The organism is Lentzea aerocolonigenes (assembly GCF_000974445.1).
In the GTDB taxonomy this organism is placed as follows: Bacteria; Actinomycetota; Actinomycetes; order Mycobacteriales; family Pseudonocardiaceae; genus Lentzea; species Lentzea aerocolonigenes.
In genome coordinates this window covers 37,477-64,162 of record NZ_BBOJ01000027.1, presented here as the reverse complement: position 1 = coordinate 64,162, position 26,686 = coordinate 37,477, and the positions used below count along the sequence as shown (strand labels likewise).

The window sequence follows — 26,686 nt, the reverse complement described above, 5'->3', positions numbered from 1 at the left end:
TCGTGATCAGCCCTTCAGTTGAGCCAGTTGGTTCGTCACCGTCTCGAGCAACTCTTCCCAGGACTTCTCGAACTTCTCGACGCCCTCGGTCTCCAGGACCTTGAACACGTCCTCGAGGTCGATTCCCACGGCGGCGAGCTGGTCGAACACCTCCTGGCCCTCAGCGGCGCGTCCGGTGACCGTGTCACCGGTGATCTTGCCCCCGTCGGCGACGGCGTGCAGCGTCTTCTCCGGCATCGTGTTCACGACGTCGTGCACGACGAGCTGGTCGACGTAGAGGGTGGGGGAGTAGCTCGGGTCCTTCACGCCGGTCGACGCCCACAGCGGCCGCTGCGCGTTCGCGCCGTCCGCCTTGAGAGCCTCCCAGCGCTCGCCCTGGAACGTCTTCTCGAACGCTCCGTAGGCGATCCACGCGTTGGCGAGAGCAGCCTTGCCGCGCAACGCCTTCGCCTCGTCCGAACCGATCGCGTCGAGGCGCTTGTCGATCTCGGTGTCCACCCGGGACACGAAGAACGACGCGACGGAGTGGATCGTGCGCAGGTCGTGGCCGTTCGCCTTGGCCTGCTCCAGGCCGTCGACGTAGGCCTCCATGACCTTCTGGTAGCGCTCCACCGAGAAGATCAGCGTGACGTTGACCGAGATGCCCTCGGCGATCGTCTTGGTGATCGCCGGCAGACCCGCCTCGGTGGCCGGGATCTTCACCAGCAGGTTCGGCCGGTCCACGGTCTTCCACAGGTCCTGCGCCTCGGCCACGGTCTTGTCCGTGTCGAACGCGAGGCGCGGGTCGACCTCGATGGAGACGCGGCCGTCCACACCGCCCGTCGAGTTGTAGATGTCGCGGAACTTGTCGCACGCGTTGCGCACGTCGGTCGTGGTGACCTCGCGGATGGTCGCCTCGGTGTCGGCACCCCGGTTGGCGAGCTCGCGGACCTGCTCGTCGTAGGACTCGCCCTTCGACAACGCGCCCGCGAAGATCGTCGGGTTCGTCGTGACGCCGACGACGTTCCAGTCGCGGATCAGCTCGTCCAGGTTGCCGCTGGTGAGCCGTTCACGGGACAGGTCGTCCAGCCAGATCGAGACACCTGCGCCGGACAGTGCTTCCAAAAGCGGCTTGCTCACTTGTTACCCCTCACTCGGTCAAGGGAACGGCGGGCGGCGGCGACGACGTTCTCCGTCGTGAAGCCGAACTCCTTGAACAGAACCTGGTAGTCGGCCGAGGCGCCGAAGTGCTCGATCGACACGATCTCGCCGTTGTCGCCGACGTAGCGGTACCACGGCTGGGCAATACCGGCTTCCACCGCTACGCGCGCCTTAACCGACGACGGGATGACCGACTCGCGGTACTCGGCGTCCTGCTTCTCGAACCAGTCGATCGAAGGCATGGACACCACACGCACGGCAACGCCCTCGGCCTGCAGAACCTTCCCGGCCTCGGCGGCGACCTGCAGCTCGGAGCCGGTGCCGATGATCACGATCTCCGGGTTGTCGTCACCGAAGAGCACGTAACCACCGCGCTTCACGCCCTCCGCGGAGGTGCCCTCCAGCGTCGGCACGTTCTGCCGGGTCAGCGCGAGGCCGACCGGACCGAGCTGCTCCAGCACGGCCTTCCACGCGAACGCGGTCTCGTTGGCGTCGCCGGGGCGGACGACCGCGAAGTCCGGGATCGCGCGCAGGGCGGCGAGGTGCTCGATCGGCTGGTGCGTCGGACCGTCCTCACCGAGGCCGATCGAGTCGTGCGTCCACACGTACGTGACGGCGGCCTGCATGATCGCGGCCAGACGCACCGACGGGCGCATGTAGTCGGAGAACACCAGGAACGTGCCACCGAACGGGCGGGTCGGGCCGTGCAGCGCGATGCCGTTGAGGATGGCGCCCATGGCGTGCTCGCGGACACCGAAGTGCAGCACGCGGCCGTACGGGTCGGCCTTCCACATGCCGGTGGAGATCGACTCCGGGCCGAACGACTTGGCGCCCTTGATGGTCGTCAGGTTCGACTCGGCGAGGTCGGCGGAACCGCCCCACAGCTCGGGCAGCGCACCCGCGAGCGCGTTGATGACCTCACCGGAGGCCTTGCGGGTCGGGACGCCCTTGGCGTCGACCGGGTACACCGGCAGCGCGTCGGCCCAGCCCTCGGGCAGCTGACGGGCGACGAGGCGGTCCAGCAGCTTCTTGTTCTCCGGGTTGGCCGCGGCCCACTCGTCGAACGAGGACTGCCACTGCGCCTTGGCGTGCTCGCCGCGCTTCACGACCTCGCGGGCGTGCGCGAGGACCTCGTCGGCGACCTCGAAGGTCTGCTCCGGGTCGAAGCCGAGGATCTCCTTGGTGGCCTTGACCTCGTCGACGCCCAGCGCGGCACCGTGCGCGGCACCGGTGTTCTGCTTGTTCGGCGCCGGGTAGCCGATGATCGTGCGCAGCAGGATGAACGACGGCTTGTCGGTGACGGCCTTGGCGTTCTCGACCGCCTCGAGGATGCCCTTGACGTTCTCACCGGACTCGACGACCTGGACGTGCCAGCCGTACGCCTCGTAGCGCTTCGCGGTGTCCTCGGACAGCGCGATCGTGGTGTCGTCCTCGATCGAGATCTTGTTGTCGTCGTAGAAGACGACGAGGTTGCCGAGCTGCTGCGTGCCGGCCAGCGACGACGCCTCGGAGGTGACGCCCTCCTCGATGTCACCGTCGGAGGCGATCACGTAGATGTTGTGGTCGAACGGGCTCTGGCCCTGGCGTGCGTCCGGATCGAACAGGCCGCGCTCGCGGCGGGCGGCCATCGCCATGCCGACCGCGGAGGCGAGACCGGAGCCCAGCGGGCCGGTGGTGATCTCGACGCCCCTGGTGTGGCCGTGCTCCGGGTGACCCGGCGTCTTCGAACCCCACTTGCGCAGCGACTTGAGGTCGTCCAGCTCCAGCCCGTAACCGGACAGGAAGAGCTGGATGTACAGCGTCAGGCTGGAGTGGCCCGCGGACAGCACGAACCGGTCGCGGCCGATCCAGTCCGGGTCGGCGGGGTCGTGCCGCAGCACGCGCTGGAACAGCGTGTACGCGAGCGGCGCGAGGCTCATCGCGGTGCCGGGATGGCCGTTGCCGACGTTCTGCACGGCGTCCGCCGCGAGCACACGCGCGGTGTCCACGGCGCGCTTGTCGAGCTCGGTCCAGTCGTCAGGCAGATCGGCCTTGGTGAGCCGGGTGATGTCGTCGGTGACGGTCACGGACTTACAGCTCCACTCTTGTCGCTAGGGCGGGCAGGCTTGATCGATCCCGAACGGCCTGACCCGCGTCTCTCCCTCGTCCACCGGCCAGCCTAGTCCCGAGAGATTCAGATGTTGCTCTGAAAGGTCTCAGGTGGGTGTGTGCCGAGGCACACCAGCACCCGAACGGGCTGTGAATTCTTTGCGCGGTTACCATCAGTCGCTGGATTTCACACCTGTCTCAACACGAGGAGCGTTCCCGCGATGAGTGCCGACAGTCTCGTTGCTGAGGCCGCTCCCAGATCGCCCCGCCAGGTCGTGAGTGCCTACGTGGCGCTGACCAAGCCGCGGGTCATCGAGCTCCTGCTGATCACCACGATCCCCGCGATGCTGCTCGCCCAGCACGGCCTGCCGCCGCTGTGGCTGATCGCCTGCACCCTCACCGGTGGCACCCTCGCCGCGGGGTCGGCAAATGCCCTCAACTGCTTCGTCGACGCCGACATCGACTCGGTGATGAAGCGGACGGCCGCCCGCCCGCTCGCGCACAACGCCATCCCACCGCGCAACGCCCTGATCTTCGGCATCGTGCTCGGCGTCTTCTCGTTCGCGTTCCTCTGGATGTTCGTGAACCTGATCTCCGCCGTGTTCGCCGTGGCGACGATCTTGTTCTACATCTTCGTCTACACGCTGGTCCTCAAGCGCCGGACCTCCCAGAACATCATCTGGGGCGGCATGGCGGGCTGCATGCCGGTGATCATCGGCTGGAGCGCGGTGACGGGCACGGTGGAGTGGCCGGCCCTGGTCATGTTCGGCGTCATCTTCTTCTGGACTCCGCCACACACCTGGGCCCTCGCGATGAAGTTCAAGGAGGACTACGCCAGGGCAGGCGTGCCGATGCTGCCCGTGGTGGCCACAGCTGCGCAGGTGACGCGGCAGATCGTCATCTACAGCTGGATCACGGTCGTCTGCACGCTCGCGCTCGCTCCCGTCACCTCGTGGATCTACGTGGCGGTGGCGGCCCTGTCGGGGCTGTGGTTCGCCGTCTTCGCGCACAAGTTGCACAACGTCGTGCGCCGCGGCGGGTCCACGAACACCATGAAGTTCTTCCACATGTCGAACCTCTACCTGATGCTCGTGTTCTGCGGTCTCGCCGTGGACGCCGTGGTCGGGTTGCCGGTGCTTGGCTGGCCGTTCTAGCTGCACCTCCAGGCGTACGGCTGTGGCGCCCGTTGAGTTCACCGTCACAGGTGGTGAAGGCTCACCGCTCGACCACGTCGCGGTCGTGACGCCGTCGTCCTCGCTCGTCGTGATCACCGATCCCGGCGGCTGGGCGCAGGTCAGCCAGGCGGCGCCGGTCGGATCGGCCGTGGTGCCGACGCGGGTGCGGCCGCTGCGGTTCGCCGTTCTCGATCTTCGTCACTTCCCGTCCCCGTCCGGCCTGCCGTCGATCGCGGACGTACCAGGCGACCTGGTGGCGGTGCACGACACCCGCTCCTGGGACTCCTCACCGGTGATCGGGTCGTTGCGCGGGCTCGGTCGACCGGTCGTGCTGTTCACCGCCGCGCACACGTGGGTCTCCGGGCTGGACCCGTCGACGGTGCTGCTGGGCTGGAGCGCGCCGCACGTCGTGATCGGGGTGCCGCGCGGCCGGGGCGAGGGACGGGTCGAGGACGTCGTCTGGCAGTTCCAGGAACTGGAACGCCGCCACGTGGTCACCTACACCGCGCTGCCCTCGCCGCCGGTGGTCGAAGATCGCCCGGTGACGGTCGTGGTCGCGCTGCCGGGTGCGACCGAGGGCATCGCCGGGGCGTTGCGGCCGGGGGCCGAGTACGAGGTGTGGGTGCGCGTCGGGACGCATCCGGCGCCGCTGCCCGGTGATCTGGAGTTGCGGGCCGTGCTCTGCCTGAACGGGCGCGCGGTGCAGTCCGAGTCGTTCGTGCTGCCGGCGGACGGCGCGAGCCCGTGGGTGAGCTTCCCCGTCACGACCCCGTACGCGTCGGTGCCGTGGAGCGGTGAGCTGGTCATCTACCGCGGTGCGGTGCCGGTGCACGTGCAGCAGGTGGTGTTGCCGGTCGGCGGAGGTGAGTCCAGGACACGGTTGCGGTTCAGGCTTTCCCGGACGTTCGCCGATCTCGTGCCGCTGTCGTCGCGGACGGGTTCGGTCCTGGTGCTCGGTGAGCGGGCGCTCGTGGCGTCCGGCCGTGAACCGCACTGGGTGAGCCTGGACGCGGTTGCAGGCCTGCCGCCGGTGTCCGGTCTGGATCCCTGGTACGGCAAGGGTTTCCCGGCGTTCTGCGAGGACCTCGCCGCCTTCGCCGTGCGGGGCGCCGCGCTGCACGGGCGGTTGTTCGTCGAAGGCGTGATGATCCCGCGCGGTGGGGTGATCACGGTGGTGGGCTCGACGCGCGTGCCGTGGGCGCACGTCTACGACCTGCCGTTCGTCGAAGGGCCGTACCGGCTGTGCGCGTCCGTGTCGCGGTTCGGGCCGTTCGGTGCCGGAGGAGAGGTGCCGTCGCGGTGCCCTGAGCCCGACCACAGCGGGAACGTGTTGTGCCCCTTCGGTTTCTGGGGGTTCTCGAGCGTCCTGGAACAGCCGGAGGGTCCGCTGGCCTGGCAGGTCTCGGCGGCGGAGCGCCAGGTCGAGGTGACGCTGGCCGTCGACCCCGGCCTGGACCGGGTGCTCACCCAGCGGCACGTGGCCGAGCTGCTGTCGTTCCTGCCGCCGGAGTCGATCTCTTCGGCCTACGTGAGCCCGTCGGAGCTGTCGCGCGCGTTGGAGGACGAGCGCTCGGACGTCGTGCACCTGGTCTACGACGAAGGTGTCCTCGAAGCGGTGGAGGTCGAGTGGCCCCACCGGCCGCTGGTCGTCACGACCTCACCGGCCGCGAATCTGGTGGGCGAATTCGTGAACCGCGCGGGCGCCGCCGGCGTCCTATGCCCGGAGGTGGTCGTCGACCAGGGCATGACGGGGTGGGTCAGCGGCATGCTGCTCGCCCGGCTCGCGGGTGGAATGCCCGCGGGAGAGGCGTTGCGGCGCACGCGCTGGGAGATGATGAGTCGCGGCAACGTGCTGGGCCTCGCCTACGCCCTGCACGCGAACGCGGACCTCCGTCTTCGATGACCTCGTCGCAGCGAGGAGGGCGACATGACGGCTCTGGCGGTCGTGCTGGTCGCGATCGGTGGCGCGTTGACCGTCCTGGCGCCGGTGTGGGCGCTGCTGACCTGGAGCGACCGCCGGGAGCGCCGCAGGGTCGCCCGGTTGTCCGTCTCCCGGTGCGCCGACGTGACCACGCCGGGGCGGCGGTTGTGCGCGGTGGAGGGCCGCAGCGAGCCCGCCGCCGGGACACCGCTGGTCGCACCGCTGACCGGTGAGCCGTGTGCGTGGTTCTTCACCGAGGTGCTGGAGTGCACCACCGGCGACGGCCCGTCCACGACGCTGGTCTGGCAAGCCGGTGGCGACATGCCGTTCGGGGTGCGCGACGCGACCGGATCGGTGCTCGTCGACGGGAGCCTCGTGCATCCCCACCGCAGCTCGGGCCGCAGCTTTCACGGTCCGCCGGTGCGGCGCGTGGTGGACGAGGACGTGCGTTCCGCGCGGGACAGCACCCACCTGCAGGGCCTGATCGCCCGCGGGGTGCTGAGCGAGAAGTCGTTCGAACGCAGGTGGTACTCCAGCACGCTCGGATGGACGGTGGAGGAGTACGTGCTGCCGATCGGTGAGGCACTGCACGTGCAGGGCAGGGTCGAGCTGAGGGGTGGTCGCCCGGTGCTCGGTGGCAGGCAGGGCGTTCGCCTCGTCACCGGTCGCACGTACGAGCAGCTGACCGAGGACATCGAGGAGGGCGTGCGGACCGGCTCGGGATGTCTGCTGATCTGCGCCGTCGCTGGACCTCTCCTGCTGCTCGCGGGTTTTCTGCTGGTCAGAACGCTCGGCTGAGGCTGTCAAGAAGAACAAGACTGCACTTTCCGCGAGATCACGGGCACTCTCGCCGGCGTGTCCGAACTCGCCGTTGAGCAACACCACCTGAACGTTCTCCACGCCCGCCTCGACGCGTTGCGGGAGGAGGCCACCGCCGCGCTCTCCCGAGGACACGCGCCGGACGTGTGGCGGGCGGAGCTGGCACGGCTGCGGGCGGTCGAGGACGGATTGTGCTTCGGCCGCCTGGATTTCACGAGCGGTCGCAGTGTCCACATAGGACGGATTTCACTGTTCGAGGGCGACGAGCCTCTGCTGGTGGACTGGCGCGCGCCCGCGGCCCGGCCGTTCTACACCGCGACCGCCGCCGAGCCGGGCGACGTCGTGCGCCGGCGGCGGATCACCACGCGCGGCCGGACCGTCGTCGCGCTGGACGACGAGCTGCTCGATCCCGACGCACCCCGCGACGGGCTCGTCGGGGAGGCCGCGCTCCTCGCCGCCGTGACGGCCGAACGCACCGGACGCATGCGCGACATCGTCTCCACGTTGCAGACCGAGCAGGACCGGATCATCCGGGACGACGCTCGCGGTGTGCTGGTCGTGCAGGGCGGACCGGGCACCGGCAAGACGGCCGTCGCGCTGCACCGGGTCGCCTACCTGCTCTACACGCACGAACACCTGCGGGCTCGCGGTGTGCTCGTCATCGGACCGAGCGACGTGTTCCTGGGCTACATCGGCCAGGTGCTGCCGGGGCTCGGCGAGAACCGGGTGGTGACGGCGACCGTGCCAGGACTGCGGCCTGTCGCCGTCACCGAGGTGGATCCGGCCGCGGAGGCCGAGCGCAAGGGCAGCGCGGACATGGCGTCCCTGCTGGCGAAGCGGGTGCGGGCCGCGGTCCGGGTGCCGGACGAACCGGTGGACGTCGAGTTCGAACAGCAGGTGCTGCGCTTGGACGCGTCGGCGGTGCGGCGAGCCGTGCGGACGGCCAGGGAGACCGGGATGCCGCACAACCAGGCACGGCTGGTGTTCCAGCGGGAAGTCGTCAGCGCGCTGGCGGGGGAGCTGGTCGACCAGCTGGAGTCCGTCGTGTTCGCCGAGACCGGCGAGACACTCGACGGCGGCAGCGCGGACGGCCGGCTCGGCGAGGCCGAACTGCGTGCGCTGGCAGCCGCGGGCGTGGTGCTCGGCGCGGACGACGACGGCCCGCGCGACCTGCTGGACGACGTCGACCGGGAAGCGTTGCGGACGGCGTTGCTCGGTGACGCCGGTGTCGGGGAGGTGCTCGACGAACTGTGGCCGCCGCTGACCCCGGCGGACGTGGTGCGGGGTCCGTGGAGCGCCGCGGACGTGCCGTTGCTGGACGAGGCCGCCGCGCTCGTCGGCGAGAGCGTGCCGGTGTTCGGGCACGTCGTGGTCGACGAGGCGCAGGAGCTGTCCGAGATGGCCTGGCGGATGCTGGTGCGCCGCTGCCCGTCGGGGTCGATGACCGTCGTGGGGGACCTGGCGCAGACCGGGAGCGCGGCGGGCGCGACGTCGTGGGAGCGGGTGCCGGGACCGCGCCGGCTCGCGCAGCTGACCGTCAACTACCGCACCCCGGCGGAGATCATGACGGTCGCGGCGGAGTTGCTCGCGCGGCACCACCCGGCACTGCGGCCACCGCGGTCGGTCCGGGAGAGCGGTGAGCTGCCGTGGCGTCTTCAGGCCGCGGACGTGCCGGGCGCGCTCGCCGCGGTGATCGACGAGCACACCGACGGTCAGCTGGCGATCATCACGCTCGATGCCGGCGGACTGGCGGACGCGCTGTCGTTGCCGGTGCCGCCGGACCTCACCGGCAAGGTCGTGCTGCTGACGCCGGACGAGGCGAAGGGCCTGGAGTTCGACGTGGTCGTCATCGCCGACCCCGCGGCCGTGCTCGCGGCCGGGCCCAACGACCTCTACGTGGCCATGACGCGGGCCACCCGGACGTTGGGCGTGGTGCACCCCGGGCCGGTGCCGCCCGAGCTCAGCTCGCTGGTGGTGCGGTGAGGCTCAGGACGCCACCTTGGTCAGCAGCTCCTCGACGCACGGGTCGTCGAGCGACTCCACGATGTGCTGCCACAGCAACAGGTTCGTCTCTGCCCACTTGGAATACGTCGCGGCGGCCTCCGCGTCGTAGAAGTAGTAGCCCTCGTCGGCCTTGGACACCTGCTCGCCCACGATCTTGTACGCGAGCTCCTTGAGCGTGATCCCGTTCTCCTGCAAGTACTTGTGCGCGAGCACGACCGGCGTGACGGGCAGCGCCTTGAACAGCGTGTCCGCGTCCGACAACGCCTGCGCCTCCAGCGAGATGTCCCTGTGGCGGGTGCGCATCTCGGCCTCGACGACGATCTTCTCGATCCACTCGATGTCGCCGAGACACACGCCGGAGACGAAGAGGATCTTGCGGCGCAACGCCTCGCCGTCGGTCGGCAGCGAGTTGCGGCGGACCATGTAGTTCAGGTCGTGCACCAGCGCGGCGACCTCGACGACGTCTCGCGCGGCGCCGTTGCGTCCGGCGAAGTGCACGGACTTGTCGCGGACGAAGCTCACGTGGTGCCAGCCGTGGAACTGCAGCTTCGCGGCCAGGTCCTCGCACAGCCGCCTCACGCGCTGCTCCACGTCCGCGATGACAGACCTCGGAATCGTTGTGCGCGTACGCATCATCAGCCCTCCCACCGGGTGGGCTGATGGTAGGCGTGTCACAGGCCCCCGCGCGGGGCTTCACAGGTGGTTCGTCAGATCCTCCAAGCGGTCCTCGACCGGCACGTGCCGGTGGCTGATCCCGGTGTCCGGGTCGTAGCTGAGGCTCCACGGCGTGACGGCGCGCGACTTGACCAGGAACGTCATGGTCCCATCCGCCGCGCGCGGGATGCGGTGGAACTCGTGCGCGAGCAACGTGCCGGTGGTGCCCTCGGCGCACTGGGTGCGGTCCGTGAGCTCCGTGGCGACGACCGTGCGGCCGCCGACACCGAGCCGGACTGCGAAACGTTCGTGCAGGTAGGCGCCACTCAGGATGGTGGTGCAGAAGTGGTAGCGGTGGTTGTGGACCGAGTCCGCGTACCCGGTCCGCCAGTCCGACAGCGGCTTGTACTCGTGCAGCCAGAACGTGAACGGTTCGTCCCGTTCGTCCCGCAGGCACCACGCGAAGTGCGTCGTCGTCTCCCGTGAATGCGCGATCACCCAGGTCGCCTGCTGCGGGGTGAGGCCGTCGATGTGCTCGCGCAGCTCCTTGCGCAGCTGCGGACGGGTCGCCCACTCGCGGAACCACGCGCCGACGTCGGTCCAGTGATCGACGACAGGGAATTCGGCGCGCTTCACCCGGGCGGCGAGCTCCTCGAGCGCGGACAACCCGGTGAACTCGGCTAGCAAGATCGATCAGCTCCTCAACTGAGCGGATGCGGAGAATTCGCGACGGAATGCGTGGAACTTCTCTTCGAGTTCCGCGAACCCGTCTTTGGTGAGTGTTTCGCCGGTGATCTTCTCGAACAACGCCAGGAAGTCGGTTCTCGTGGTTCCCGGCGTGATGACGAAGTGATAGCCGGCCTTGGAATTGCTGATCCGCAGGAACTCCGCGCGTTCCATCGCGTACAGGAAGGAGCTCTCGGTGAACCTGAGAGTCCGCGGATACGGCCTCGGGACTCCGGCGGTGTTGCTGTAGAGCGTGATCCAGGCGCAGTCGTCGAACAGTTCGAGCCGGTCCTGCGGCGGGTCCGAAACGATCGTGACGTCGATCCTGCTGCACCGGCTGCGCGCCACGAACAGCCCGACGAGCCCGATGCCGATCTGTTCCTTGAGCTGCGCGGCGATCTCGTCGTAGTCGCCGTCCGCGCCCGCGTTGCGCAGGAGGTACCGCGCGCGCCCGCTGATCGCGTTGTCGTCGCGCGGGTCCGCCAGCACGGCCCTGAGCTCGCATTCCGTCTGCGACAACAGGACCCTGCCCGCCGCGTACCGCCCGGCGAACCCGCGGAAGCAGTACAGCCGCGTCCGCTCCAGGTCCTGCATCATCAGCTGGTTGAAGACGGGAGACGGCTTGGCCGTCGGCTCGAACACGTGGCTGGGGAAGAACTCCCTGTCCAGCAGCCGGTACTCCTCGCTGAGCTCCTTGAGCGCCCGGCGGCTCTCCTCGACGACCGGCGCCAGAAGTGCCTTCTGCGCCGCTTTCGACGTGACGAGCGTCTGCGTGAAGCTCACGACCGCCGATATGAGCGTGCCGGTGCCCAGTGCGGTGAGGAAGTTTCTAGGTGCCCCGGAATCCATTTGACTGGAAATGGCCAGACACGTTCCCGACGTGACGACGAGTATGAGGAGGAGCAACCCGGTCCGAGTCCAGAACAACTCCGAGATCAGGTTGCTGCGGATGCCTCCGGCCTCCGCGGACACGTGTCCCACCTCCTGGGTCACCTCAACGGCCGCTACCCGAACGGACGAATGCAGTCGGTGTCCGATCAAGTGCGCGGAGTTACTGTACGCGTCGGTCAAAAGATAAGGAAGCTGCTATTCGTGCGACATTTAGTCCCGGAATAACCGCCCTTGAGCGCAGTCGTCGGCCCGTACTCGTGCGCTTCGGTGACACCCCGTCGCTGATCGCTGGAGAACGAGTCGGATGAGGGTGACCCGGCCCCTCGGAGCACCCACGCTGCGTAGGCCCGGCCCACGCAGCCCGGCCTGCTACACCCGGCTCACAACCATCCGAATACGCTCACCGACCATGCGTAATGTCCTGCTCATCGCGTCCCTGGCGCTCGTCGCGGCCGCCGGCCTGTCCGGCTGCGGCAGCTCGGCCCAGCCCTCCGCGGGCGCGCCGTCGGCCCCCTGCAAGGCCGACGACTTCAAGGTCACCGGTGCCTTCGGTGCGGCGCCCAAGGTCGAGATCCCGGCCTGCAAGCCCACCGACGAGCTCATCATCAAGGACCTGGTGCAGGGCACCGGCGCCGAGGTGAAGGCGGGCACGACGGCCTCGGTCAACTACCAGCTCACGACGTTCTCCGACAAGAAGGTGCTGGACAGCTCCTTCGAGCGCGGGCAGCCGTTCGACGTGGAGAACGTCGGCCAGGCGCCGGTCATCGACGGCTGGAACGAGGGCATCGTCGGGCTCAAGGAGAAGGGCCGGCGCCTGCTGGTCGTCCCGCCGGCCAAGGGCTACGGCAAGGGCGGGCAGGGCATCAAGCCGAACGAGACCCTCGTGTTCGTGATCGACGGCGTGAAGGTCACCCCCGCCGCGTAGACGTGCGACGGTTCGGGGGTCCGCAGGGCGCACCCCCGAACCACCGGCGCTAGTCCGGCACGATCTCCAGCTCGCTGTGGAACCCGCCGTCGGAGCGGCCGCACGGTCCGCAGAACATCGAGTAGTGGAACTGGAAGTTGAGGTTCGCGGTGCCCGGCCTGCCGCCGACCTGCACCCTGAACGTGCAGTTGCCCCACAGGTCGTACTTGATGTTCTTCACCAGGTTGCCCTGGACCGTGGAGTGCCAGTGGTAGTCCACCGGAATGTTCGGGTGCGAGTCGCTGTACGAAAGCTGGTTGTGGCCGGCCGTGCAGTTCATGGTGCTGGTGGCGATGGCCTGCACCGCCGCGGAGATTCGGAATGACCACGGCATCGGCACCGCACAACCCGCGTGCATGTTCGCCTGTGCGGTGAAGTGACCGTTGTTGTCGGTGGCCTCGAAGTACTCCGCGCTTTGCGTGAACGTGTGGTAGTGGTCCGCGCTCGCGGTTCCGGCCAGCAGCGTGATGGCGGCCAGCGCACTCGAAGCGATCGCGATCAGTTCACGGCTGAGTTTCCTCACTGTTCAGGTTCCCCTCCGACGATCTCACCCTGATGGCTCGCCAGCGGTATCCGTCCTGGTCAGCGCGCTCCGCCGTGAACTCGACGGCCTCGCCTTCCCGGAGGCTCCGATAGCCTCCGGTGGACGTGTTCCGATCGCCCGGGTCAATGCTCGAAAAATGAACCCAGACCGGACCGTCGAATTCCGGTGAAACGATTGCCCCCCAGCCTTCGTCCGCATGCCACTGAAGCACTCGGCCGCGGCTCGGCTGTTCCCCACTCGCCGTCATGCGGGCCGTTCTATGCTTCCGCCGGCTTCCCCGTGAACGAAGCTAACGGGCGGATGAGGGCAGTTCAACGAAAACGGGCGCGGCATCACTCGAACGTGGCACGTCCACGAAGGAATCGAGAAAGTTCTTCGCGTGACCGGAAATGCGAAACGGCCCTCCGGCGGTCGGAGGGCCGTTCCGGCGTGAAGTCACGGCAGGAGCAGCAGCTTCCCGGTCGTCTTGCGCGACTGCAGGTCCGTGTGCGCCTGCGCCGCCTCCTCCAGCTTGTACCGGCCGCCGATCCGCAGTGACAGCGTCCCGTCGGCGATCGCGGCGAACAGATCAGAGGCGCGCCACTCGAACTCGGCGCGGTCGAGCAGGTAGGCGCCGGTCGAGGGCCGCGTGAGGTACACCGACCCCGCCTGGTTCAGCCGCTGCGGGTCCACCGGCGGCACCGGCCCGGACGACGCCCCGAACAGCGCCAGCATGCCGCGCGGCTTCAACGACGCGAGCGACTGGTCGAACGTGTCCTTCCCGACCCCGTCGTAGACGACGTCGACCTTGTCGATCTGCGACGCGAAGTCGCCGTACCGCAGCACCTCGTCGGCCCCGGCCTCGCGGGCCAGCGCCTCCTTCTCGTCGGTCGACACGGTCCCGATCACGTGGGCGCCGCGCGACTTCGCCCACTGCGTCAGCAGCAACCCGACACCACCGGCCGCCGCGTGCACCAGCACCCGGTCGCCCTCCTTGACCGCGTAGGTCGAGAAGACGAGGTAGTGCGCGGTGATGCCCTGCAACAGCGCGGCCGCCGCCCGTTCGACGTCGAGCTCGTCCGGCACCTTCACCGCGGCCGACGCCGGCACGACTACCTCGGACGCGTAGCTGCCCAGCACGGACATCCACGCCACCCGGTCGCCGACGGCGAAGTCGGGGGAGTTCGACACGACGACCTCGCCCGCGCCCTCCAGTCCCAAAGCGGTGGGCAGCGGCACCTGGTACTGGCCGCTGCGCTGGTAGGTGTCGATGTAGTTGACGCCCGCCGCGCCCACCCGCACCAGCAGCTCGCCGTCACCGGGCACGGGCGACGGCACGTCCGTGAACTCCAGCACCTCGGGGCCGCCGGCCGAACGCACCACCACTGCCTTGGGCATCTGTCCTCCTTGATCGACTCACCCGGCTCAACCCCGGCCGTGACGACGTTGTTCCCGTTCCCACGACCTGGGAACCACGGTGCCGTCAGTCCTCGCCCAGCGCCACCCGGCGCGCGAGCCCGAGCGGCAGCGCGCCGGATCCCGCGATCCGGTCGTGGAAGTCGCGCAACGACCCCAGCCCCGCGGCGAGGTAGTCGTCCCGGATCAGGTCGATCTCCAGCGCGCCGGTCAGGTACGACGGCGCCTGCGTCGGCCACGCGCAGTACCTCTTCACCTCGCCCGCCGCCGTGCCCGGTGTCAGTGCCGTGCGCGCCACCATGAACGCCTCGGCCTCGTCCGGCGTCATGTCCCCGCAGTGCAGCGCGGTGTCGACGACCATCCGCGCCGCGCGGAACAGCCGCGCCTCGACGTGGCCCATCAACGCCCCTCGCGTCGTGTAGTAGCCGACCGAGCGCAGCAGTTTCTCCGAGTACAGCGCCCAGCCCTCGGAGAAGTACGGCGTGCGGAACACCTTCCGCAGCGGGTGCGCCGGGCCCTGCGCCGCGACCCAGGCGGAGTGCCAGTGGTGGCCGGGGTAGGCCTCGTGCACCGAGATCGTCGGCAGCTGCGAGCGCGCGTTGGTGCGCAGCCGTTGCGTGATCTGCTCGTCCGTCGCGTTGTCCGGCGTGTACGGCACGAAGAAGTAGCCGCCGCGGTTGGAGGTCAGCGGCGGCGGGCCGACGTAGCTCGCGACCGCCATGATCGCCCGCTGGAACGGCGGTGACGGCACCACCTGGCACTCCTCGCCGTCCGGCAGCGTCACGAGCGAGTGCTCGACCAGTGCCGCGCGGGCCCGTGCCGTCTCCGCCTCGTACTCGGCGCGCATCGCCTCCAGCGTCGGCGGGTGGTCGTCCTGCAACGCGCTCATCGCCGTGCGCCAGTCCGCGGAGCCCGCCAGCTCGACCAGCTCCGCCTCCAGCGCGGCGTAGGCGTCCTGCCCGCGCTGGTGCAGCTCCGGTGCGCCGTAGCCGAGCAACTCCTTGTCCTGCAACACCGTCGAGTAGAGCTTCTCGCCCATGCGCCAGTCGCCGGTCGCCCGCAGGAGGAGTTCGTCGAGGAACGCCGCGTACCGGTCGAACGCCTCGGCGGCGGGCACGGCGGCGTCCACCAGCTGAGCGCGCAGCTGGGGTGTGGACACCTGCTGCGGCAGCGAGTCCAGCACGAACGAACGCCCGGTCCGCACCTGGTCGCGCGCCCGCTTCACGACCAGCGGCGACGCGAGCGCCGGTCGAGGTTCGCCTCGGCGGCGGCGAACACCGACGGCACCTCGCGCAGCTTCGCGATCGCGGTGGCGACGAGCTCGTCCTCGGGCAGCAACCGGTGCAGGAACGGACCCAGCAGTCCGAAGAAGACCATCCCGGAGTACTCCTGGGGGTCGCGCCGCCAGCCGGGCCACGCCTCCAGTGCGAGCGATCCGCGCAGCACCGACAGCGCGAGATCGCGGTCGACCGACCTCGGCAACGGCTCCAGCCGCGCCATCCAGGCGCCCTTCTCCCTGGCCCGCTGCTCGAACGCCGCCGAGGAGAAGTCCCCGAACGTCGAGTAGTGCTCCAGCGAGCCGACCTGCGCCGCGTGAGCCGGGTGGTGGTCGAAGTACCACGAGAGGAACGACGTGAGCGTGTCGGTGGTCACCGCACTGAAGCTACCCGCTGGTTTTACAGTGTGGGGGTGTCTGATCAAACCACTCAGAAGCGCATCGCCGAGTTCGTGAAGGCCCACGGCAAGCCGGGTACGGCGGTCAAAGCGGTCGTGGAGCCGATCGGCAGGGCCGGCGCGCGGATCGTGCTGGTCGGTGCGGACGGCGCCATGGGCGACGTGATGGCCGCGGACGTCGAGTCCGCCACCAAGGCCGTCGAAGCCGTCGACAACGTCGAGCAGGCCGAATGGGACCGCGAGACGACCGCCGGCACCAAGATCGGTCCCGCGCACCGCCGCAAGATGGCCTCGATGCAGTCATGAAGGTGGTGCTGGCGTCCTGCGCCGCACTGCCGGAGGGTGACGGCGACGAGGCCGCGCTCATCGCCGCCCTGGTGCGCGACGGCGTCGACGTGACGTGGCAGCCGTGGGGCACCGACGTCTCGGGCGCCGACCTCGTCGTGCTGCGCACCACCTGGGACTACCCCGAGCGCCTCGACGACTTCCTGGCGTGGTGCTCCGCAGTGCCCGCGCTGGCGAACTCCGTGTCGGTGGTCCGCTGGAACACCGACAAGTCCTACCTGGTCGAGCTCGCGGCCCACGGCGTCCCCGTCGTGCCCACGGCCGTCGTCGAACCGGGCTCGTCGCCGGTGTGGCCGGACGGCGAGTTCGTGGTGAAGCCGGCGATCGGCGCGGGCTCGCGCGGGGCAGCCCGGTTCACCTCACCCTCCGCGGCCCAGGCACACCTCGAAGCCCTTGGCGTCAAAGCACTCGTGCAGCCCTACCAGTCCAGTGTGGACGAGCACGGCGAGACGGCACTCGTGTTCTTCGCGGGCGAGTACTCCCACTCGTTCCACAAAGGACCGATGCTGGCCCAGGGCCTGGCCGAGTCGGAGTCGGGCCTGTACGTCGAGGAGAGGCTGCGCGCGATCGAACCGTCCGTGCCGCAGCTCGAGCTCGCCGAGCACGTGCTGGACGTGGCCGCCGAGCTGCTCGCGTTGTCGCGCAAGGACTTCCTCTACGCCCGCGTGGACGTGGTCGAGGGTGCCGAGGGCGAGCCGCTGCTGCTGGAGCTGGAACTGACCGAGCCGTCGCTGGGGTTCAAGCACACCGGCGAGGAGGCCGCGTCGCGGTTGAGCGCCGCGATCAGGTCACGCGTCTAGGCAGGGTGCGTCGCGGGCGATGCCGGCCGGCGGGCCGCGCGGTGGTGGTTCGCCGTGGTCGGGTCACGCGCCCAACTCCGGTGTGCCGCGGGCGATGCCGGCCAGCACGTCCAGTGCGGTGGAGAGCCGGTCGAGAGGCGGGGACGCCAAGGCGAGCCGCACCGCGTTGGGTGCCTTGCCGACCGCGAACGCCGACGCCGGCGTCACCGCGATGCCCTCCCGCGCGGCGGCGGCGACGAACGTGTCGGCGCGCCACGGCGGTGGCAGCTCCCACCAGCAGTGGTAGGCGCGTGGATCGGCGCGCACGTCCAGCTTCGCCGCGACGAGCCGTTGCCGCGCCGTCGCGTCCGCTCTCTTGGCTTGCTGGATGGTGGCCGCGGTGCCGTCGGTGATGTGGTGCACCGCCACGTCGAGAGCGAACCGCGGCGCCGTCCAGCCGCCACCTCGCGCGGCGGCGGCGATCCGGTCGCCGAGCGCCGCTGGCGGGACGACGAAACCGAGCGTCAATCCCGGTGCGATCCGCTTGGACAGGCTGTCGACGACGACCGTGCGGTCCGGGGCGAGCGCGGCCAACGGCGGCTCGTCGCACAGGAACGTGTAGACGCAGTCCTCGATCAGGGGCAGGTCCAGTTCCTCCAGCACCGCGACGACTTCCGCCCGGCGTTCGGCGGGCATCGTGACGCCGAGCGGGTTGTGCAGGGCCGGCTGCAGGTAGACGGCCCGCACCGCCGCCGTCCGCACGGCGTCCGGCACCACCCCGTGGTCGTCCATCTCCAACGGCACCAACGTGATCCCCAGCCGACCGGCGATCGTGCGCACCACCGGATAGGTCAGGGCCTCGACACCGAGCCGCCCGCCGACCGGCACGAGCGCTGCGATGCTCGCCGCCAGTGACTGCTTTCCGTTGCCGGTGAACAGGATCTGTTCTGGTGACGGACGCCATTCGTCGCGTGCCAACAGCTCTGCGGCCGCGGCTCGGGCGGAGGGCGTGCCGGTCACCCCGCTCGGTCGCAACGCGTCCGCCAGGACGTCGGGCCGCAGGATCGTGCTCAGGCCGGCCGACAGCAGTGCCGCCTGCTCCGGCAACACCGGGAAGTTCAGCTGGAGGTCCACCGGCGCGCTACCGGGATCGGCGAGGGCGGGTTCCGCCGCGCGTGCCCGGACGAACGTGCCCCGGCCGACCTCGCCGGTGATCAGCCCGCGCCGCGCCAGCTCGCCGTACACCCGTGCCGCCGTGGAGTTCGCGATCCGGTGGCGCCTGGCGAACGCGCGTTGTGGCGGCAGTCGCTCGCCTGGCCGCAGCCGCCCGCGAGCGATGTCCGCGGCGATGGCGTCCGCGATCCGCCGGAAGTCGTCCACAGGCGCCCCAATTGCACCGAGAGCAATGTTTTGATTGTACCGAGCGAAGGTCCTGGTTACGGTCGGGATCATGACCACCGCGACCGTCAACGGCATCACCATCGGCTACGACGACGAGGGCGGCGGCGATCCGTTGGTCCTGGTCCACGGCCACCCGTTCGACCGCTCGATGTGGCGCCCGCAGGTCGAGCACTTCGCAGCGACCCACCGGGTGATCGCCGCCGACCTGCGCGGCTACGGCGAGAGCACGGTCGTCCCCGGCACCACGCCGCTGGACGTCTTCGCGACCGACATCGCCGCGCTGCTCACCCACCTCGGGATCGACCGGTTCGTGCTCGGCGGCCTGTCGATGGGCGGCCAGATCGTCATGGAATGCGCCCGCCGGTTCCCCGAGCGCATCAAGGGCCTGATCTTCGCCGACACGTTCGCCCAACCCGAAACGGAGGAGGGGCGCCGGAACCGCAACGCGATGGCGGACCGGCTGCTGCACGAGGGCATGTCCGGCTACGCGACCGAAGTGCTGTGGAAGATGGTGGCGCCGCACAACACCGCCGCCGGCGAGCACGTGTCGAAGATGATGCACAACGCACCGCCGGAGGGCGCGGCGGCAGCGCTCAGGGGCCGCGCCGAAAGGCCCGACTACACCGGAACCCTCGAAGCCGTCACCGTGCCGACCCTGATCGTGGTCGGCAGTGATGACGAGTACACGCCCGTGAAGGACGCCGAGTACCTGCGCGACAGGGTTCCAGGTTCGACGCTGGTCGTGGTCGACGGCGCCGCGCACATGCCGAACCTGGAACGCCCCGAGGTGTTCAACGAAGCGGTGGCGGGACTTCTAGCGCAGACCTGACCCGATGCCGGTCAGCCCGCGGACCTCCATCTCCGCCTGCTTCGCGGGGTCGGCGGGCTCCTTGCTGAGGATCGTGCCCAGGAACCCGGCCAGGAACGACAGCGGGATCGCCACGATGCCGGGGTTCGAGAGCGGGAAGAACGCGAAGTCGGCGTCCGGGAACACCGACGACTTCGAGCCGGAGATGGCGGGGGAGAAGGCGATGAGCAGCACGCACGAGGTGAGGCCGCCGTACATGCTCCACAACGTGCCGCGCGTGTTGAACCGCTTCCAGAACATGGAGTACAGCAGCGTCGGCAGGTTCGCGGAAGCCGCCAGCGCGAAGGCCAGAGCGACCAGGAAGGCAACGTTCTGACCGTTGGCCGCGATCCCGCCGGCGATCGCGAGCACGCCGACGCACACCGCGGTGATGCGAGCGACGCGCACCTCGTCGCGCGGGTCCGCCTCACCGTGCTTGATGACGTTCGCGTACACGTCGTGCGCGAACGAGGCGGAAGCGGTCAGCGTCAGGCCTGCGACCACGGCGAGGATCGTGGCGAACGCCACCGCGCACACGATGCCGAGCAGCACCGTGCCACCGACCTGGAACGCCAGCAGCGGCGCCGCGGAGTTCTCGCCACCGGGAGCACCGGTGATCTTGTCCGTGCCGACCAGGGCCATCGCGCCGAAGCCGATGACCAGGGTGCACGAGTAGAAGATCGCCACCATCCACGTCGCCCACACGACCGACCTGCGTGCCTCACGCGCGTTCGGCACCGTGTAGAAGCGCATCAGGACGTGGGGGAGAGACGCGGTGCCGAGGAGCAGCGCGAGCGCCAGCGAAATGAAGTCGATCTTCGACAGGCCCGATGCGCCGTACTTCACACCAGGAGAGAGAACGGCCTCGCCCAGCGGCGACTTCTGGGTCGCGCGGTCGAGCATGGCGGAGAAGTCGAAACCGAACTTGCCGATCAGGAAGATCGTCATCAGTGACACGCAGAGGATCAGCATGACGGCCTTGATGATCTGCACCCACGTCGTGCCCTTCATGCCGCCGACCAGCACGTACAGCACCATGACGATGCCCACGACCGCGATGATGATCGCCTGGCCGACCTTGCTGTGCACGTCCAGCAGCAGCGCCATCAGGCCGCCGGCGCCCGCCATCTGGGCGATCATGTAGAAGATCGAGATCACCAGCGTCGCGTTCGCCGCCGCCGCGCGCACCGGGCGCTGGCGCATGCGGAACGCCATCACGTCACCCATCGTGAAGCGGCCGGTGTTGCGCAGCCGTTCCGAGATGAGCATCAGGCCGATCAGCCAGGCGACTACCCACCCGATCGAGTACATGAAGCCGTCGTAGCCGTTCACGGCGATCGCGCCGGAGATGCCCAGGAACGACGCGGCGGAGAGGAAGTCACCGGAGAGCGCGATGCCGTTCTGAGTACCCGTGAAGCTGCTGCCCGCCGCGTAGTAGTCCGACGCACTCACGTTCCGCGTCGACGCCCGATAGACGATGTAGAGCGTCAGCAGAACGAAGATGCCGAAGACCGACAGGTTGATTGCGGTGTTCGCCCCGGTCACGCGAGCTCCTCATCGGTTTCGGCCAGCGCGCGCACCTTCTCGACCTGCGGGTCGAGCCTCCTCTTGGAGTAACGGGCGTACGCCATTGTGATCACGATCGTCGTGACGATCTGGAGAAATCCCATCGTCAGGCCCACGTTCACTGTTCCGAACAGAGGAGTGCGCATGAAGTCCGCGGCGTAGGCCGAAAGCAATACGAAGGTGACGTACCAGGTGAGGAACAGCAGCGTTGCGGGGAGAATAAATCGCGTCACCCGGCGCTTCAGCGCGAGAAATTCCTCATTCGTTTGGATGGCACCGAAGTCCGGCTCACCGTCACCATCTATGAGCAATGAGTGATGAGGTTCTGCAAAGGTGGCGAAACCGGGGGTGGCCGGGCGTGACACGGAGGGCAGCGCCTTCGTCATCAACCGCTCGCATTCGTTACGGGGAGTGCCCGGCGAGGCTTCGCGCACAGGGCGCGTCCGATCCGGGGGTGGGAGGCGCAAGCGTAACCACGCGTGGCGACGAGTCAATCCCCTGAGCTGTGACGACCACCCCAAGGGGTGGGCTGTCACGGTGGGTGATCAGTCGTGCACGCCCGAGGTCGTTGTCGCGTCACGCTCTCTGGCCTACTATCCGCTAACACCCGATACGGCCGATCTGGATATCGAGCTGCGGGTGACTCAAGTCGCGGGGATTCACCAGGCCAGGAGGTAGCCGATAGTGGGGCACTTCGAGCGCGCCTTGGGGATCATTTCGTGAATGTCGAGTGGAGAAAGATCAGCGACTGGCGCAACTGGCGCCTCCCGGTCAAGCTCGGTGTGGTGCTCCTGGTGCCCGTCGCGGTGGCCGTGGGCGCGGGCGCACTGCAGATCTCCGGTTACGTCGACCGGTCGAACAACTACGTGCAGATGCAGGGTCTCGTCCGGCTCCGGTCGGATCTCGCGCCTTTGATCTCCAGCGTCCAGCAGGAACGCACGCTCGCCGCGCAGAGCACGACCAGCGGTTCCGGCGTGGGCGCCTACCAGAACCAGATCAGCGCCACCGACAACGCCGCGGCGACCGTGCGCCGCCGCGTCGACCGCACCGAGGGCCTGAGCGACGTCGCGCGCAACCGCTTCAACGAGCTCGGCGGCCAGCTGGAGACGTTGAAGAACCTGCGGGAGAAGGTCGCGCAGGGCGGCGACGGCGGCGACCCGTCCGGCGGCACCACCGGCTACACCGCGGTCGTGAAGTCGTTGCTGGACTTCGAACAGGCGCTCATCAGCCAGTTCGGCGACGAGGCCATCGCGGGCACCGCGCTCGCGCTGCACAACATGGTCATCGCGCAGGAGCAGGTCTCGCTGCAGCACGCGGTCGTCCTGGCCGGGATCGGCCGGACCAAGCTGCTCGGCCCCGAGGTCCGCGTGCTGGAACAGTCCGACATCCGGCTCCAGGACCGCCTCAGCGACTTCCAGGCCGTCGGCACGACCGAACAGCGCCGCGCCTACGACCAGACCGTGACCGGTGCCGTCGTCGCGAACCGCACCGCGCTCGTCGAACGCGCGCTCACCCAGCCCGACGGCGTCCCCGCGCCGGCCACGCGCGCCGGGCAGCCCAAGCCGCCGCCCTCGTTCGGCATCGCCGTCGAGGACTGGAACAAGGCGTCCGGCACCACCATCCGGCTGATGGAACAGGTCGTCCGCCAGCTGCAGGACGAGCTCGCGAACTCCGCCGCCGCGCTCCAGGACGACACGTCCAACAAGGCGGGCGCCGCCGCGGTCATCCTGCTCGCGATGCTGCTGATCGCCGGCACGCTCGGCTTCGTCATCGGCCGCTACCTGCTGCGGTCGCTGTCCGAGCTGCGGCACTCCGCGCTCGACGTGGCGCACCACCACCTCCCGGAGGTCGTCGCGGCGATCCGCGCCGACCGCAAGCCGGACACCGAGATCGAACCGGTGCCCGTGCACACCGTCGAGGAGTTCGGCCAGCTGGCGCGCGCGTTCGACGCCGTGCACGAGATGGCGATCCGTTCCGCCGTCGAGCAGTCGTCGCTGCGGTCGGGCATGAAGAACATCTTCGTCAACCTGTCGCGCCGCTCACAGGGGCTCGTCGAACGCCAGCTCAAGCTCATGGAGGAGCTGGAGCGCCACGAGGAGAACCCCGAGCAGCTCGCCAACCTCTTCAAGCTCGACCACCTCGCGACGCGCATGCGCCGCAACAACGAGAACCTCATGGTGCTGTCCGGCACCGACGTCGCGCGCCGGTTCCACCAGCCGGTCCCGCTGGCCGACGTGCTGCGCGCCGCCGCGTCGGAGATCGAGCACTACCAGCGCGTCGTGGTGAAGTCGACCCCGTCGGTGGAGATCGTCGGCTATGCGGCCAGCGACCTCGTCCGCCTCGTCGCGGAGCTGCTGGACAACGCCACCGCGTTCTCCGCGCCCAGCACGCAGGTCATGATCGGCTCGCGGATCGACCAGCAGGGTTCCGTGCTGGTCGAGGTCGCCGGCCAGGGCATCGGCATGGGCCCCGCCGAGCTGACCGAGGCCAACGAACGTCTTTCCTCTGGTACAGAGGATGATGTGCCGGTTTCGCGCCAGATGGGCCTCTTCGTCGTCGGTCGCCTCGCCGGCCGTCACGGCATCACGGTCCGGCTGCGCGCCCCCGGAGAGGGCCGTGAGGGCCTGCGGGCGTTCGTGCTCGTGCCCTCGGAGCTCGTGCGTGCGCAGGAGGAGGCTCCCGCGCCCGCCCAGCCGCGGCACGCCGCGCTGCCGCAGCCGAAGCCCGCTCTCGCCAAGCAACCGCACGTCGTCGTGAAGACCCCGAACCTGGCACCACCGCCCGCGCCCGCACCGGCCATCGAGCACCCTCGAGAGTCGGCAGAGTGGACCTCGTTCCGCGGCGCGGCGATCGACGAGGCACCGCAGCAGCGCAACCCGCGCCCGGAGCCCGTCGCCGCCCCGAAACCCGTGCCTGTTGAGACACCGAACGAGACGACGTCCTCCTGGTTCTCAGGTGGCGCCGTCCAGGACGAACCGGTCAACGGTGACCAATCGTCCCCACCTGCGTCGTCACCGTCCGTAGTGGCGTCGTGGTTCGGCAAGAAGCCCGGCGGAACGGTCTGGGAACAGGCCGGCGACCCCGCCACGGACGCCGGCGAGACCGATGCCGGGTTGCCGAAACGCGCGCCGCGTAAGAATCTGCTCCCCGACCTCGCCGCACGTCCCGAGAACGGCACCCGCCCTGCCGCCGGCCCGAAGCGCGATCCGGAACGAGCACGAGGCTTCCTCGCGAGCTACCAGACAGGCCTGCGCCAGGCCCCGCTGGGAGGCAACGGGAACGGAAACGGCCAGGGGAACGGCCAGCACAACGGGGAGAAGACATGAGCACGCCGCAGTCGCGCCAGGTTGACCAGTTCGGCTGGCTCATCACGAACTTCACCGATCGCGTGCCCGGTGTCGCGCACGCGATCGTGATCTCGGTGGACGGTCTGCTCCTCACGAAGTCGACAGGCCTTCCGCCGGACCGCGCGGAACAGCTCGCCGCCATCGCATCGGGTGTCGCGGCGCTCACGACGAGCGCCTCGCGGTGTTTCGAGGGTGGCGGAGTGTTGCGCACGGTGATCGAGATGGACTACGGGATCATGCTTCTCATGTCCATTCGAGACGGGTCTTGTTTGGCGGTTCTCGCCGCCCCCGACAGCGACGTCGGCCAAGTGGCCTACGAGATGACCGTGGTCGTCGACCAGGTGGGCCAGATCCTCACTCCCGAACTGCGAGCTCAGCTGCACAGCGTGAGGTGATCATGAGTTCGGCCGCTGACGCGCACCGACGACGCAGGCGGGCCCAGCCGCCCGCCGAACAGACGTTCGCCGACCTGATGAACGGGTTTTCCCTGGACTCGGGCCGCAAACGAGCGCGCACGTCCGCCCCGGTGCCAGAGCGGGAAGCAACTCCCGTTGTACCGCAAGAGGTTGGTGTTGCGACCTTCGAGCCCACTGTCCGTGAGCCCGAGGACGCCTCGATCGTTCGTGCATATGCCTGGACGGGAGGGCGCACTCGGTCGAACATCAACCTCGAGATCGAGACACTTGTCTCCGCCAATGATCAGAGTCGGCAGTCTGCAGGTATCTTGCAGGCTGAGCACCAACACGTCGTCGAGTTGTGCCGCTCGCCGCGATCCGTCGCGGAAGTGGCCGCGCTGATGCGGCTCCCGCTCGGAGTCGTCAAGGTGCTGCTCGGCGACATGGCGGAACGAGGTCTGGTGGACGTGCACCAGACCGCTTCCGCAGGCGGTGACACGCCGGACCTCGGGTTGATGGAGAGAGTGCTGAGTGGACTACGTCGGCTCTAGATTTCCCGACTTCGGGCCCCCTGGGCCGCCTGGTCGGGAGCTGACTTCGGCCAAGATCGTCGTCGCAGGTGGCTTCGGCGTCGGCAAGAGCACCTTCATCAGGTCGATCATCGAGAACGATCTGCTGACCATGACCGCGCTCCCACCGGAGCGCGCGGGCCTGGTCACCGAGCTGGTGCGCATCCAGTTCGGCCGGGTGTGGCTCGACCCCGGCCTCGCGCTGCACCTGTTCGTGGCCCCGCAGTGGCAGGACCCGCGCGCCGGCTGGAACGACGTCGTGCGCGGCGCCGTCGGTGCCGTGGTGCTGTTCGACGTGATGCGCCCCGCGGACTCCGTGGACGCGATGAGGTACTTCGAGGACCATCGGATCCCGTACGTGCTGGCGTTGAACAACGTGCACGCGTCTGTCCGGTCGGACGTGAAGGCGATCATCCACGGAATGGGCATCGGCCGCGACGTTCCGGTGGTGAACTGCGATCCGCGCGTGCGGCTCTCCGTGCGGGAGACGCTGATCTCGCTGACGGAACACGCCAAGCTGGACCGGTGGCGCCGCCGGCCGGGGCCCGACGAGACGACGCCGCTCGCGCCTGTCTGCTGACTTGGAGCTCCTCCAAGGGGTAGCTCTTTCCGGTTGTTCGGCCCCGAGCGAGTGGTGCTCGGGGCCGTCGTCCTCCTAGCGTGTGCACCGGTGGTCGTCGTCTCTGTGGCGATGGCGGCCGCACGTGCAACACTGAAACTGTGGGTCGACCGGAGTCAGAGAGCCAGGCAAGGGGTGAGGCAATGACCACTGCGCGGCGTCTGGACGGTTACACCCTGGACGACTGGGAGAGTCTTGACCCCCAAGAAGGCCGTCGCATCGAACTGGTCGACGGGCGGTTCGTGGTGACCCCCGCCCCGGCGTACAAGCATCAGCGGGTGGGCGACAGGCTGGTGCGGATTCTCGACGACGCTGTCTTCTCCGAGGGGATGGAAGCGGTCACTGCCGTTGGCGTCCGGGTCAGCGAGCACTTCGGTTACATCCCGGACGTGGTGGTGTCGACTGAGCGCGTTGAGACCGTGTCCGTCGACGTCGCGAACGTCGCGCTGGTGGTCGAGATCGTCAGCCCGTCCACGAAGAAGAGCGATCGCCTGGAAAAGCCCGCAGCTCTGGCCGCGGCCGGCGTGCCCGCGTACTGGCGAGTCGAGCTCGACGGTGTGGAAGGTCCGGTCATCTACTGCCATCGGCTGAATGACGGCGTCTACTCGGACGTCGTGACGTTGACGCCGGGCAGCCAGCAGTCAGTGCTCGTCGCGGGCACGATCTCGGTCACGTTCGACCCTGCCGATCTCCACAAGCCTCGTCGCTGAACGAGCCGGGCAGTTCCGGGTGTTCCCGCCTGCTGACCAGCTTGGAGCTGTTCCATGCCTGCCTCTTTCAGGGCTTTTTGAGCTGAAACGATAGAGCTGAGGGTTCCGGCCTC

26 protein-coding genes are annotated in these 26,686 nt (G+C 69.0%); 13 read left to right on the top strand and 13 right to left on the bottom strand.

The window, feature by feature from the left end; genetic code table 11:
* Nucleotides 1–6: 6 nt before the first annotated feature.
* On the bottom strand, nt 7–1,119 hold the full coding sequence (gene tal / locus AOM45_RS41055; RefSeq protein ID WP_030470296.1) for a transaldolase: 1,113 nt from the start codon (nt 1,117–1,119) through the stop codon (nt 7–9).
* Nucleotides 1,116–3,206 carry a transketolase gene (gene tkt, locus AOM45_RS41050; protein WP_030470297.1) on the bottom strand — a complete coding sequence of 697 codons (2,091 nt, stop codon included), beginning with the start codon at nt 3,204–3,206 and terminating at the stop codon, nt 1,116–1,118. The genes tal and tkt overlap by 4 nt, the downstream gene beginning before the upstream one ends.
* A gap of 243 nt (nt 3,207–3,449) precedes the next feature.
* Between tkt and AOM45_RS41045 the strand changes: the two genes are divergently transcribed.
* Genes AOM45_RS41045 through AOM45_RS41030 form a run of 4 tightly spaced genes read left to right on the top strand, consistent with a single transcriptional unit; the run spans nt 3,450 to nt 9,126 of the window.
* Nucleotides 3,450–4,382 (top strand): heme o synthase, encoded by a 933-nt coding sequence (locus tag AOM45_RS41045; protein ID WP_030470298.1) that lies wholly within the window; start codon nt 3,450–3,452, stop codon nt 4,380–4,382.
* A 22-nt stretch (nt 4,383–4,404) separates the two neighbouring features.
* The gene (locus AOM45_RS41040; RefSeq protein WP_030470299.1) at nt 4,405–6,306 is read left to right on the top strand and encodes a hypothetical protein; all 1,902 of its coding nucleotides are present in this window, start codon (nt 4,405–4,407) and stop codon (nt 6,304–6,306) included.
* Between the two features lie 24 nt (nt 6,307–6,330).
* On the top strand, nt 6,331–7,122 hold the full coding sequence (locus AOM45_RS41035; protein WP_030470300.1) for a GIDE domain-containing protein: 792 nt from the start codon (nt 6,331–6,333) through the stop codon (nt 7,120–7,122).
* A 57-nt stretch (nt 7,123–7,179) separates the two neighbouring features.
* Nucleotides 7,180–9,126: a HelD family protein gene (locus AOM45_RS41030; RefSeq protein ID WP_030470301.1), complete on the top strand. Its 1,947-nt coding sequence runs from the start codon at nt 7,180–7,182 to the stop codon at nt 9,124–9,126.
* A 3-nt stretch (nt 9,127–9,129) separates the two neighbouring features.
* Here AOM45_RS41030 and AOM45_RS41025 read toward each other — a convergent pair whose 3' ends face one another.
* Genes AOM45_RS41025 through AOM45_RS41015 form a run of 3 tightly spaced genes read right to left on the bottom strand, consistent with a single transcriptional unit; the run spans nt 9,130 to nt 11,499 of the window.
* Nucleotides 9,130–9,780, bottom strand: coding sequence for an HD domain-containing protein (locus AOM45_RS41025; protein ID WP_030470302.1), 651 nt, complete (start codon nt 9,778–9,780; stop codon nt 9,130–9,132).
* Between the two features lie 60 nt (nt 9,781–9,840).
* Nucleotides 9,841–10,488 (bottom strand): hypothetical protein, encoded by a 648-nt coding sequence (locus tag AOM45_RS41020; RefSeq protein WP_035911907.1) that lies wholly within the window; start codon nt 10,486–10,488, stop codon nt 9,841–9,843.
* Between the two features lie 6 nt (nt 10,489–10,494).
* Nucleotides 10,495–11,499, bottom strand: a complete 1,005-nt coding sequence (locus AOM45_RS41015) for a hypothetical protein (protein ID WP_156094105.1) — start codon at nt 11,497–11,499, stop codon at nt 10,495–10,497.
* A 328-nt stretch (nt 11,500–11,827) separates the two neighbouring features.
* Here AOM45_RS41015 and AOM45_RS41010 point away from each other — a divergent pair, with 328 nt between their 5' ends.
* The gene (locus AOM45_RS41010) at nt 11,828–12,343 is read left to right on the top strand and encodes an FKBP-type peptidyl-prolyl cis-trans isomerase (protein ID WP_030470305.1); all 516 of its coding nucleotides are present in this window, start codon (nt 11,828–11,830) and stop codon (nt 12,341–12,343) included.
* 49 nt (nt 12,344–12,392) lie between these two features.
* Here the strand turns inward: AOM45_RS41010 and AOM45_RS41005 are convergent, their stop codons facing one another.
* The 5 genes from AOM45_RS41005 to AOM45_RS53260 all read right to left on the bottom strand — a co-directional run bounded on the left by AOM45_RS41005 (nt 12,393) and on the right by AOM45_RS53260 (nt 15,974).
* Nucleotides 12,393–12,905, bottom strand: coding sequence for a hypothetical protein (locus AOM45_RS41005; RefSeq protein ID WP_030470306.1), 513 nt, complete (start codon nt 12,903–12,905; stop codon nt 12,393–12,395).
* The gene (locus AOM45_RS50180; RefSeq protein WP_081902421.1) at nt 12,886–13,173 is read right to left on the bottom strand and encodes a cold-shock protein; all 288 of its coding nucleotides are present in this window, start codon (nt 13,171–13,173) and stop codon (nt 12,886–12,888) included. The genes AOM45_RS41005 and AOM45_RS50180 overlap by 20 nt, the downstream gene beginning before the upstream one ends.
* Before the next feature lie 188 nt (nt 13,174–13,361).
* Nucleotides 13,362–14,303, bottom strand: coding sequence for a quinone oxidoreductase family protein (locus tag AOM45_RS41000; protein ID WP_030470307.1), 942 nt, complete (start codon nt 14,301–14,303; stop codon nt 13,362–13,364).
* Nucleotides 14,304–14,388: 85 nt separating this feature from the next.
* Nucleotides 14,389–15,546 (bottom strand): DUF885 domain-containing protein, encoded by a 1,158-nt coding sequence (locus tag AOM45_RS40995; RefSeq protein ID WP_236704020.1) that lies wholly within the window; start codon nt 15,544–15,546, stop codon nt 14,389–14,391.
* Entirely contained in the window at nt 15,543–15,974 is a 432-nt protein-coding gene (locus tag AOM45_RS53260; protein WP_236704019.1) for a DUF885 domain-containing protein, read from the bottom strand. Before AOM45_RS53260 ends, AOM45_RS40995 begins: the two co-directional genes overlap by 4 nt.
* Nucleotides 15,975–16,010: 36 nt before the next feature.
* Here AOM45_RS53260 and AOM45_RS40990 point away from each other — a divergent pair, with 36 nt between their 5' ends.
* Both AOM45_RS40990 and AOM45_RS40985 read left to right on the top strand, forming a co-directional pair.
* Nucleotides 16,011–16,301 (top strand): hypothetical protein, encoded by a 291-nt coding sequence (locus tag AOM45_RS40990; RefSeq protein ID WP_030470308.1) that lies wholly within the window; start codon nt 16,011–16,013, stop codon nt 16,299–16,301.
* A complete protein-coding gene (locus AOM45_RS40985) occupies nt 16,298–17,140 on the top strand; it encodes an ATP-grasp domain-containing protein (protein ID WP_030470309.1) in 843 nt (280 codons plus the stop codon). The genes AOM45_RS40990 and AOM45_RS40985 overlap by 4 nt, the downstream gene beginning before the upstream one ends.
* Before the next feature lie 63 nt (nt 17,141–17,203).
* Here AOM45_RS40985 and AOM45_RS40980 read toward each other — a convergent pair whose 3' ends face one another.
* Nucleotides 17,204–18,499: an aminotransferase-like domain-containing protein gene (locus tag AOM45_RS40980; RefSeq protein ID WP_030470310.1), complete on the bottom strand. Its 1,296-nt coding sequence runs from the start codon at nt 18,497–18,499 to the stop codon at nt 17,204–17,206.
* A gap of 70 nt (nt 18,500–18,569) precedes the next feature.
* Between AOM45_RS40980 and AOM45_RS40975 the strand changes: the two genes are divergently transcribed.
* Nucleotides 18,570–19,349 carry an alpha/beta fold hydrolase gene (locus AOM45_RS40975; RefSeq protein WP_030470311.1) on the top strand — a complete coding sequence of 260 codons (780 nt, stop codon included), beginning with the start codon at nt 18,570–18,572 and terminating at the stop codon, nt 19,347–19,349.
* On the opposite strand, the gene AOM45_RS40970 is transcribed toward AOM45_RS40975, so the two are convergent.
* Both AOM45_RS40970 and AOM45_RS40965 read right to left on the bottom strand, forming a co-directional pair.
* Complete coding sequence (locus tag AOM45_RS40970; protein ID WP_030470312.1) at nt 19,335–20,912, bottom strand: monocarboxylic acid transporter; 1,578 nt, start codon at nt 20,910–20,912, stop codon at nt 19,335–19,337. The genes AOM45_RS40975 and AOM45_RS40970 overlap by 15 nt on opposite strands.
* A complete protein-coding gene (locus AOM45_RS40965) occupies nt 20,909–21,319 on the bottom strand; it encodes a DUF485 domain-containing protein (protein WP_030470313.1) in 411 nt (136 codons plus the stop codon). The genes AOM45_RS40970 and AOM45_RS40965 overlap by 4 nt, the downstream gene beginning before the upstream one ends.
* Before the next feature lie 333 nt (nt 21,320–21,652).
* On the opposite strand from AOM45_RS40965, the gene AOM45_RS40960 reads away from it, so the two are divergent.
* From AOM45_RS40960 to AOM45_RS40940, 5 genes are all read left to right on the top strand, one after another.
* Nucleotides 21,653–24,259, top strand: coding sequence for a nitrate- and nitrite sensing domain-containing protein (locus tag AOM45_RS40960; protein ID WP_059362955.1), 2,607 nt, complete (start codon nt 21,653–21,655; stop codon nt 24,257–24,259).
* Nucleotides 24,256–24,675 (top strand): roadblock/LC7 domain-containing protein, encoded by a 420-nt coding sequence (locus AOM45_RS40955; protein ID WP_030470315.1) that lies wholly within the window; start codon nt 24,256–24,258, stop codon nt 24,673–24,675. The genes AOM45_RS40960 and AOM45_RS40955 overlap by 4 nt, the downstream gene beginning before the upstream one ends.
* A gap of 2 nt (nt 24,676–24,677) precedes the next feature.
* Nucleotides 24,678–25,226, top strand: a complete 549-nt coding sequence (locus tag AOM45_RS48980; protein ID WP_030470316.1) for a DUF742 domain-containing protein — start codon at nt 24,678–24,680, stop codon at nt 25,224–25,226.
* Nucleotides 25,207–25,824 carry a GTP-binding protein gene (locus AOM45_RS40945; RefSeq protein WP_051784147.1) on the top strand — a complete coding sequence of 206 codons (618 nt, stop codon included), beginning with the start codon at nt 25,207–25,209 and terminating at the stop codon, nt 25,822–25,824. The genes AOM45_RS48980 and AOM45_RS40945 overlap by 20 nt, the downstream gene beginning before the upstream one ends.
* Nucleotides 25,825–26,006: 182 nt before the next feature.
* Nucleotides 26,007–26,573: a Uma2 family endonuclease gene (locus AOM45_RS40940; protein WP_051784148.1), complete on the top strand. Its 567-nt coding sequence runs from the start codon at nt 26,007–26,009 to the stop codon at nt 26,571–26,573.
* The last annotated feature ends 113 nt before the right edge of the window (nt 26,574–26,686 follow it).

Coding starts and splice junctions, on each gene's coding strand:
- AOM45_RS40985 (WP_030470309.1), top strand. CDS start 16,298: ATGAAGGTGGTGCTGGCGTCCTGCGCCGCACTGCCGGAGGGTGACGGC.
- AOM45_RS40965 (WP_030470313.1), bottom strand. CDS start 21,319: ATGACGAAGGCGCTGCCCTCCGTGTCACGCCCGGCCACCCCCGGTTTC.
- AOM45_RS50180 (WP_081902421.1), bottom strand. CDS start 13,173: ATGACGGCGAGTGGGGAACAGCCGAGCCGCGGCCGAGTGCTTCAGTGG.
- AOM45_RS41035 (WP_030470300.1), top strand. CDS start 6,331: ATGACGGCTCTGGCGGTCGTGCTGGTCGCGATCGGTGGCGCGTTGACC.
- AOM45_RS41010 (WP_030470305.1), top strand. CDS start 11,828: ATGCGTAATGTCCTGCTCATCGCGTCCCTGGCGCTCGTCGCGGCCGCC.
- AOM45_RS40940 (WP_051784148.1), top strand. CDS start 26,007: ATGACCACTGCGCGGCGTCTGGACGGTTACACCCTGGACGACTGGGAG.
- AOM45_RS40955 (WP_030470315.1), top strand. CDS start 24,256: ATGAGCACGCCGCAGTCGCGCCAGGTTGACCAGTTCGGCTGGCTCATC.
- AOM45_RS40975 (WP_030470311.1), top strand. CDS start 18,570: ATGACCACCGCGACCGTCAACGGCATCACCATCGGCTACGACGACGAG.
- AOM45_RS41000 (WP_030470307.1), bottom strand. CDS start 14,303: ATGCCCAAGGCAGTGGTGGTGCGTTCGGCCGGCGGCCCCGAGGTGCTG.
- AOM45_RS41045 (WP_030470298.1), top strand. CDS start 3,450: ATGAGTGCCGACAGTCTCGTTGCTGAGGCCGCTCCCAGATCGCCCCGC.
- AOM45_RS48980 (WP_030470316.1), top strand. CDS start 24,678: ATGAGTTCGGCCGCTGACGCGCACCGACGACGCAGGCGGGCCCAGCCG.
- AOM45_RS41025 (WP_030470302.1), bottom strand. CDS start 9,780: ATGCGTACGCGCACAACGATTCCGAGGTCTGTCATCGCGGACGTGGAG.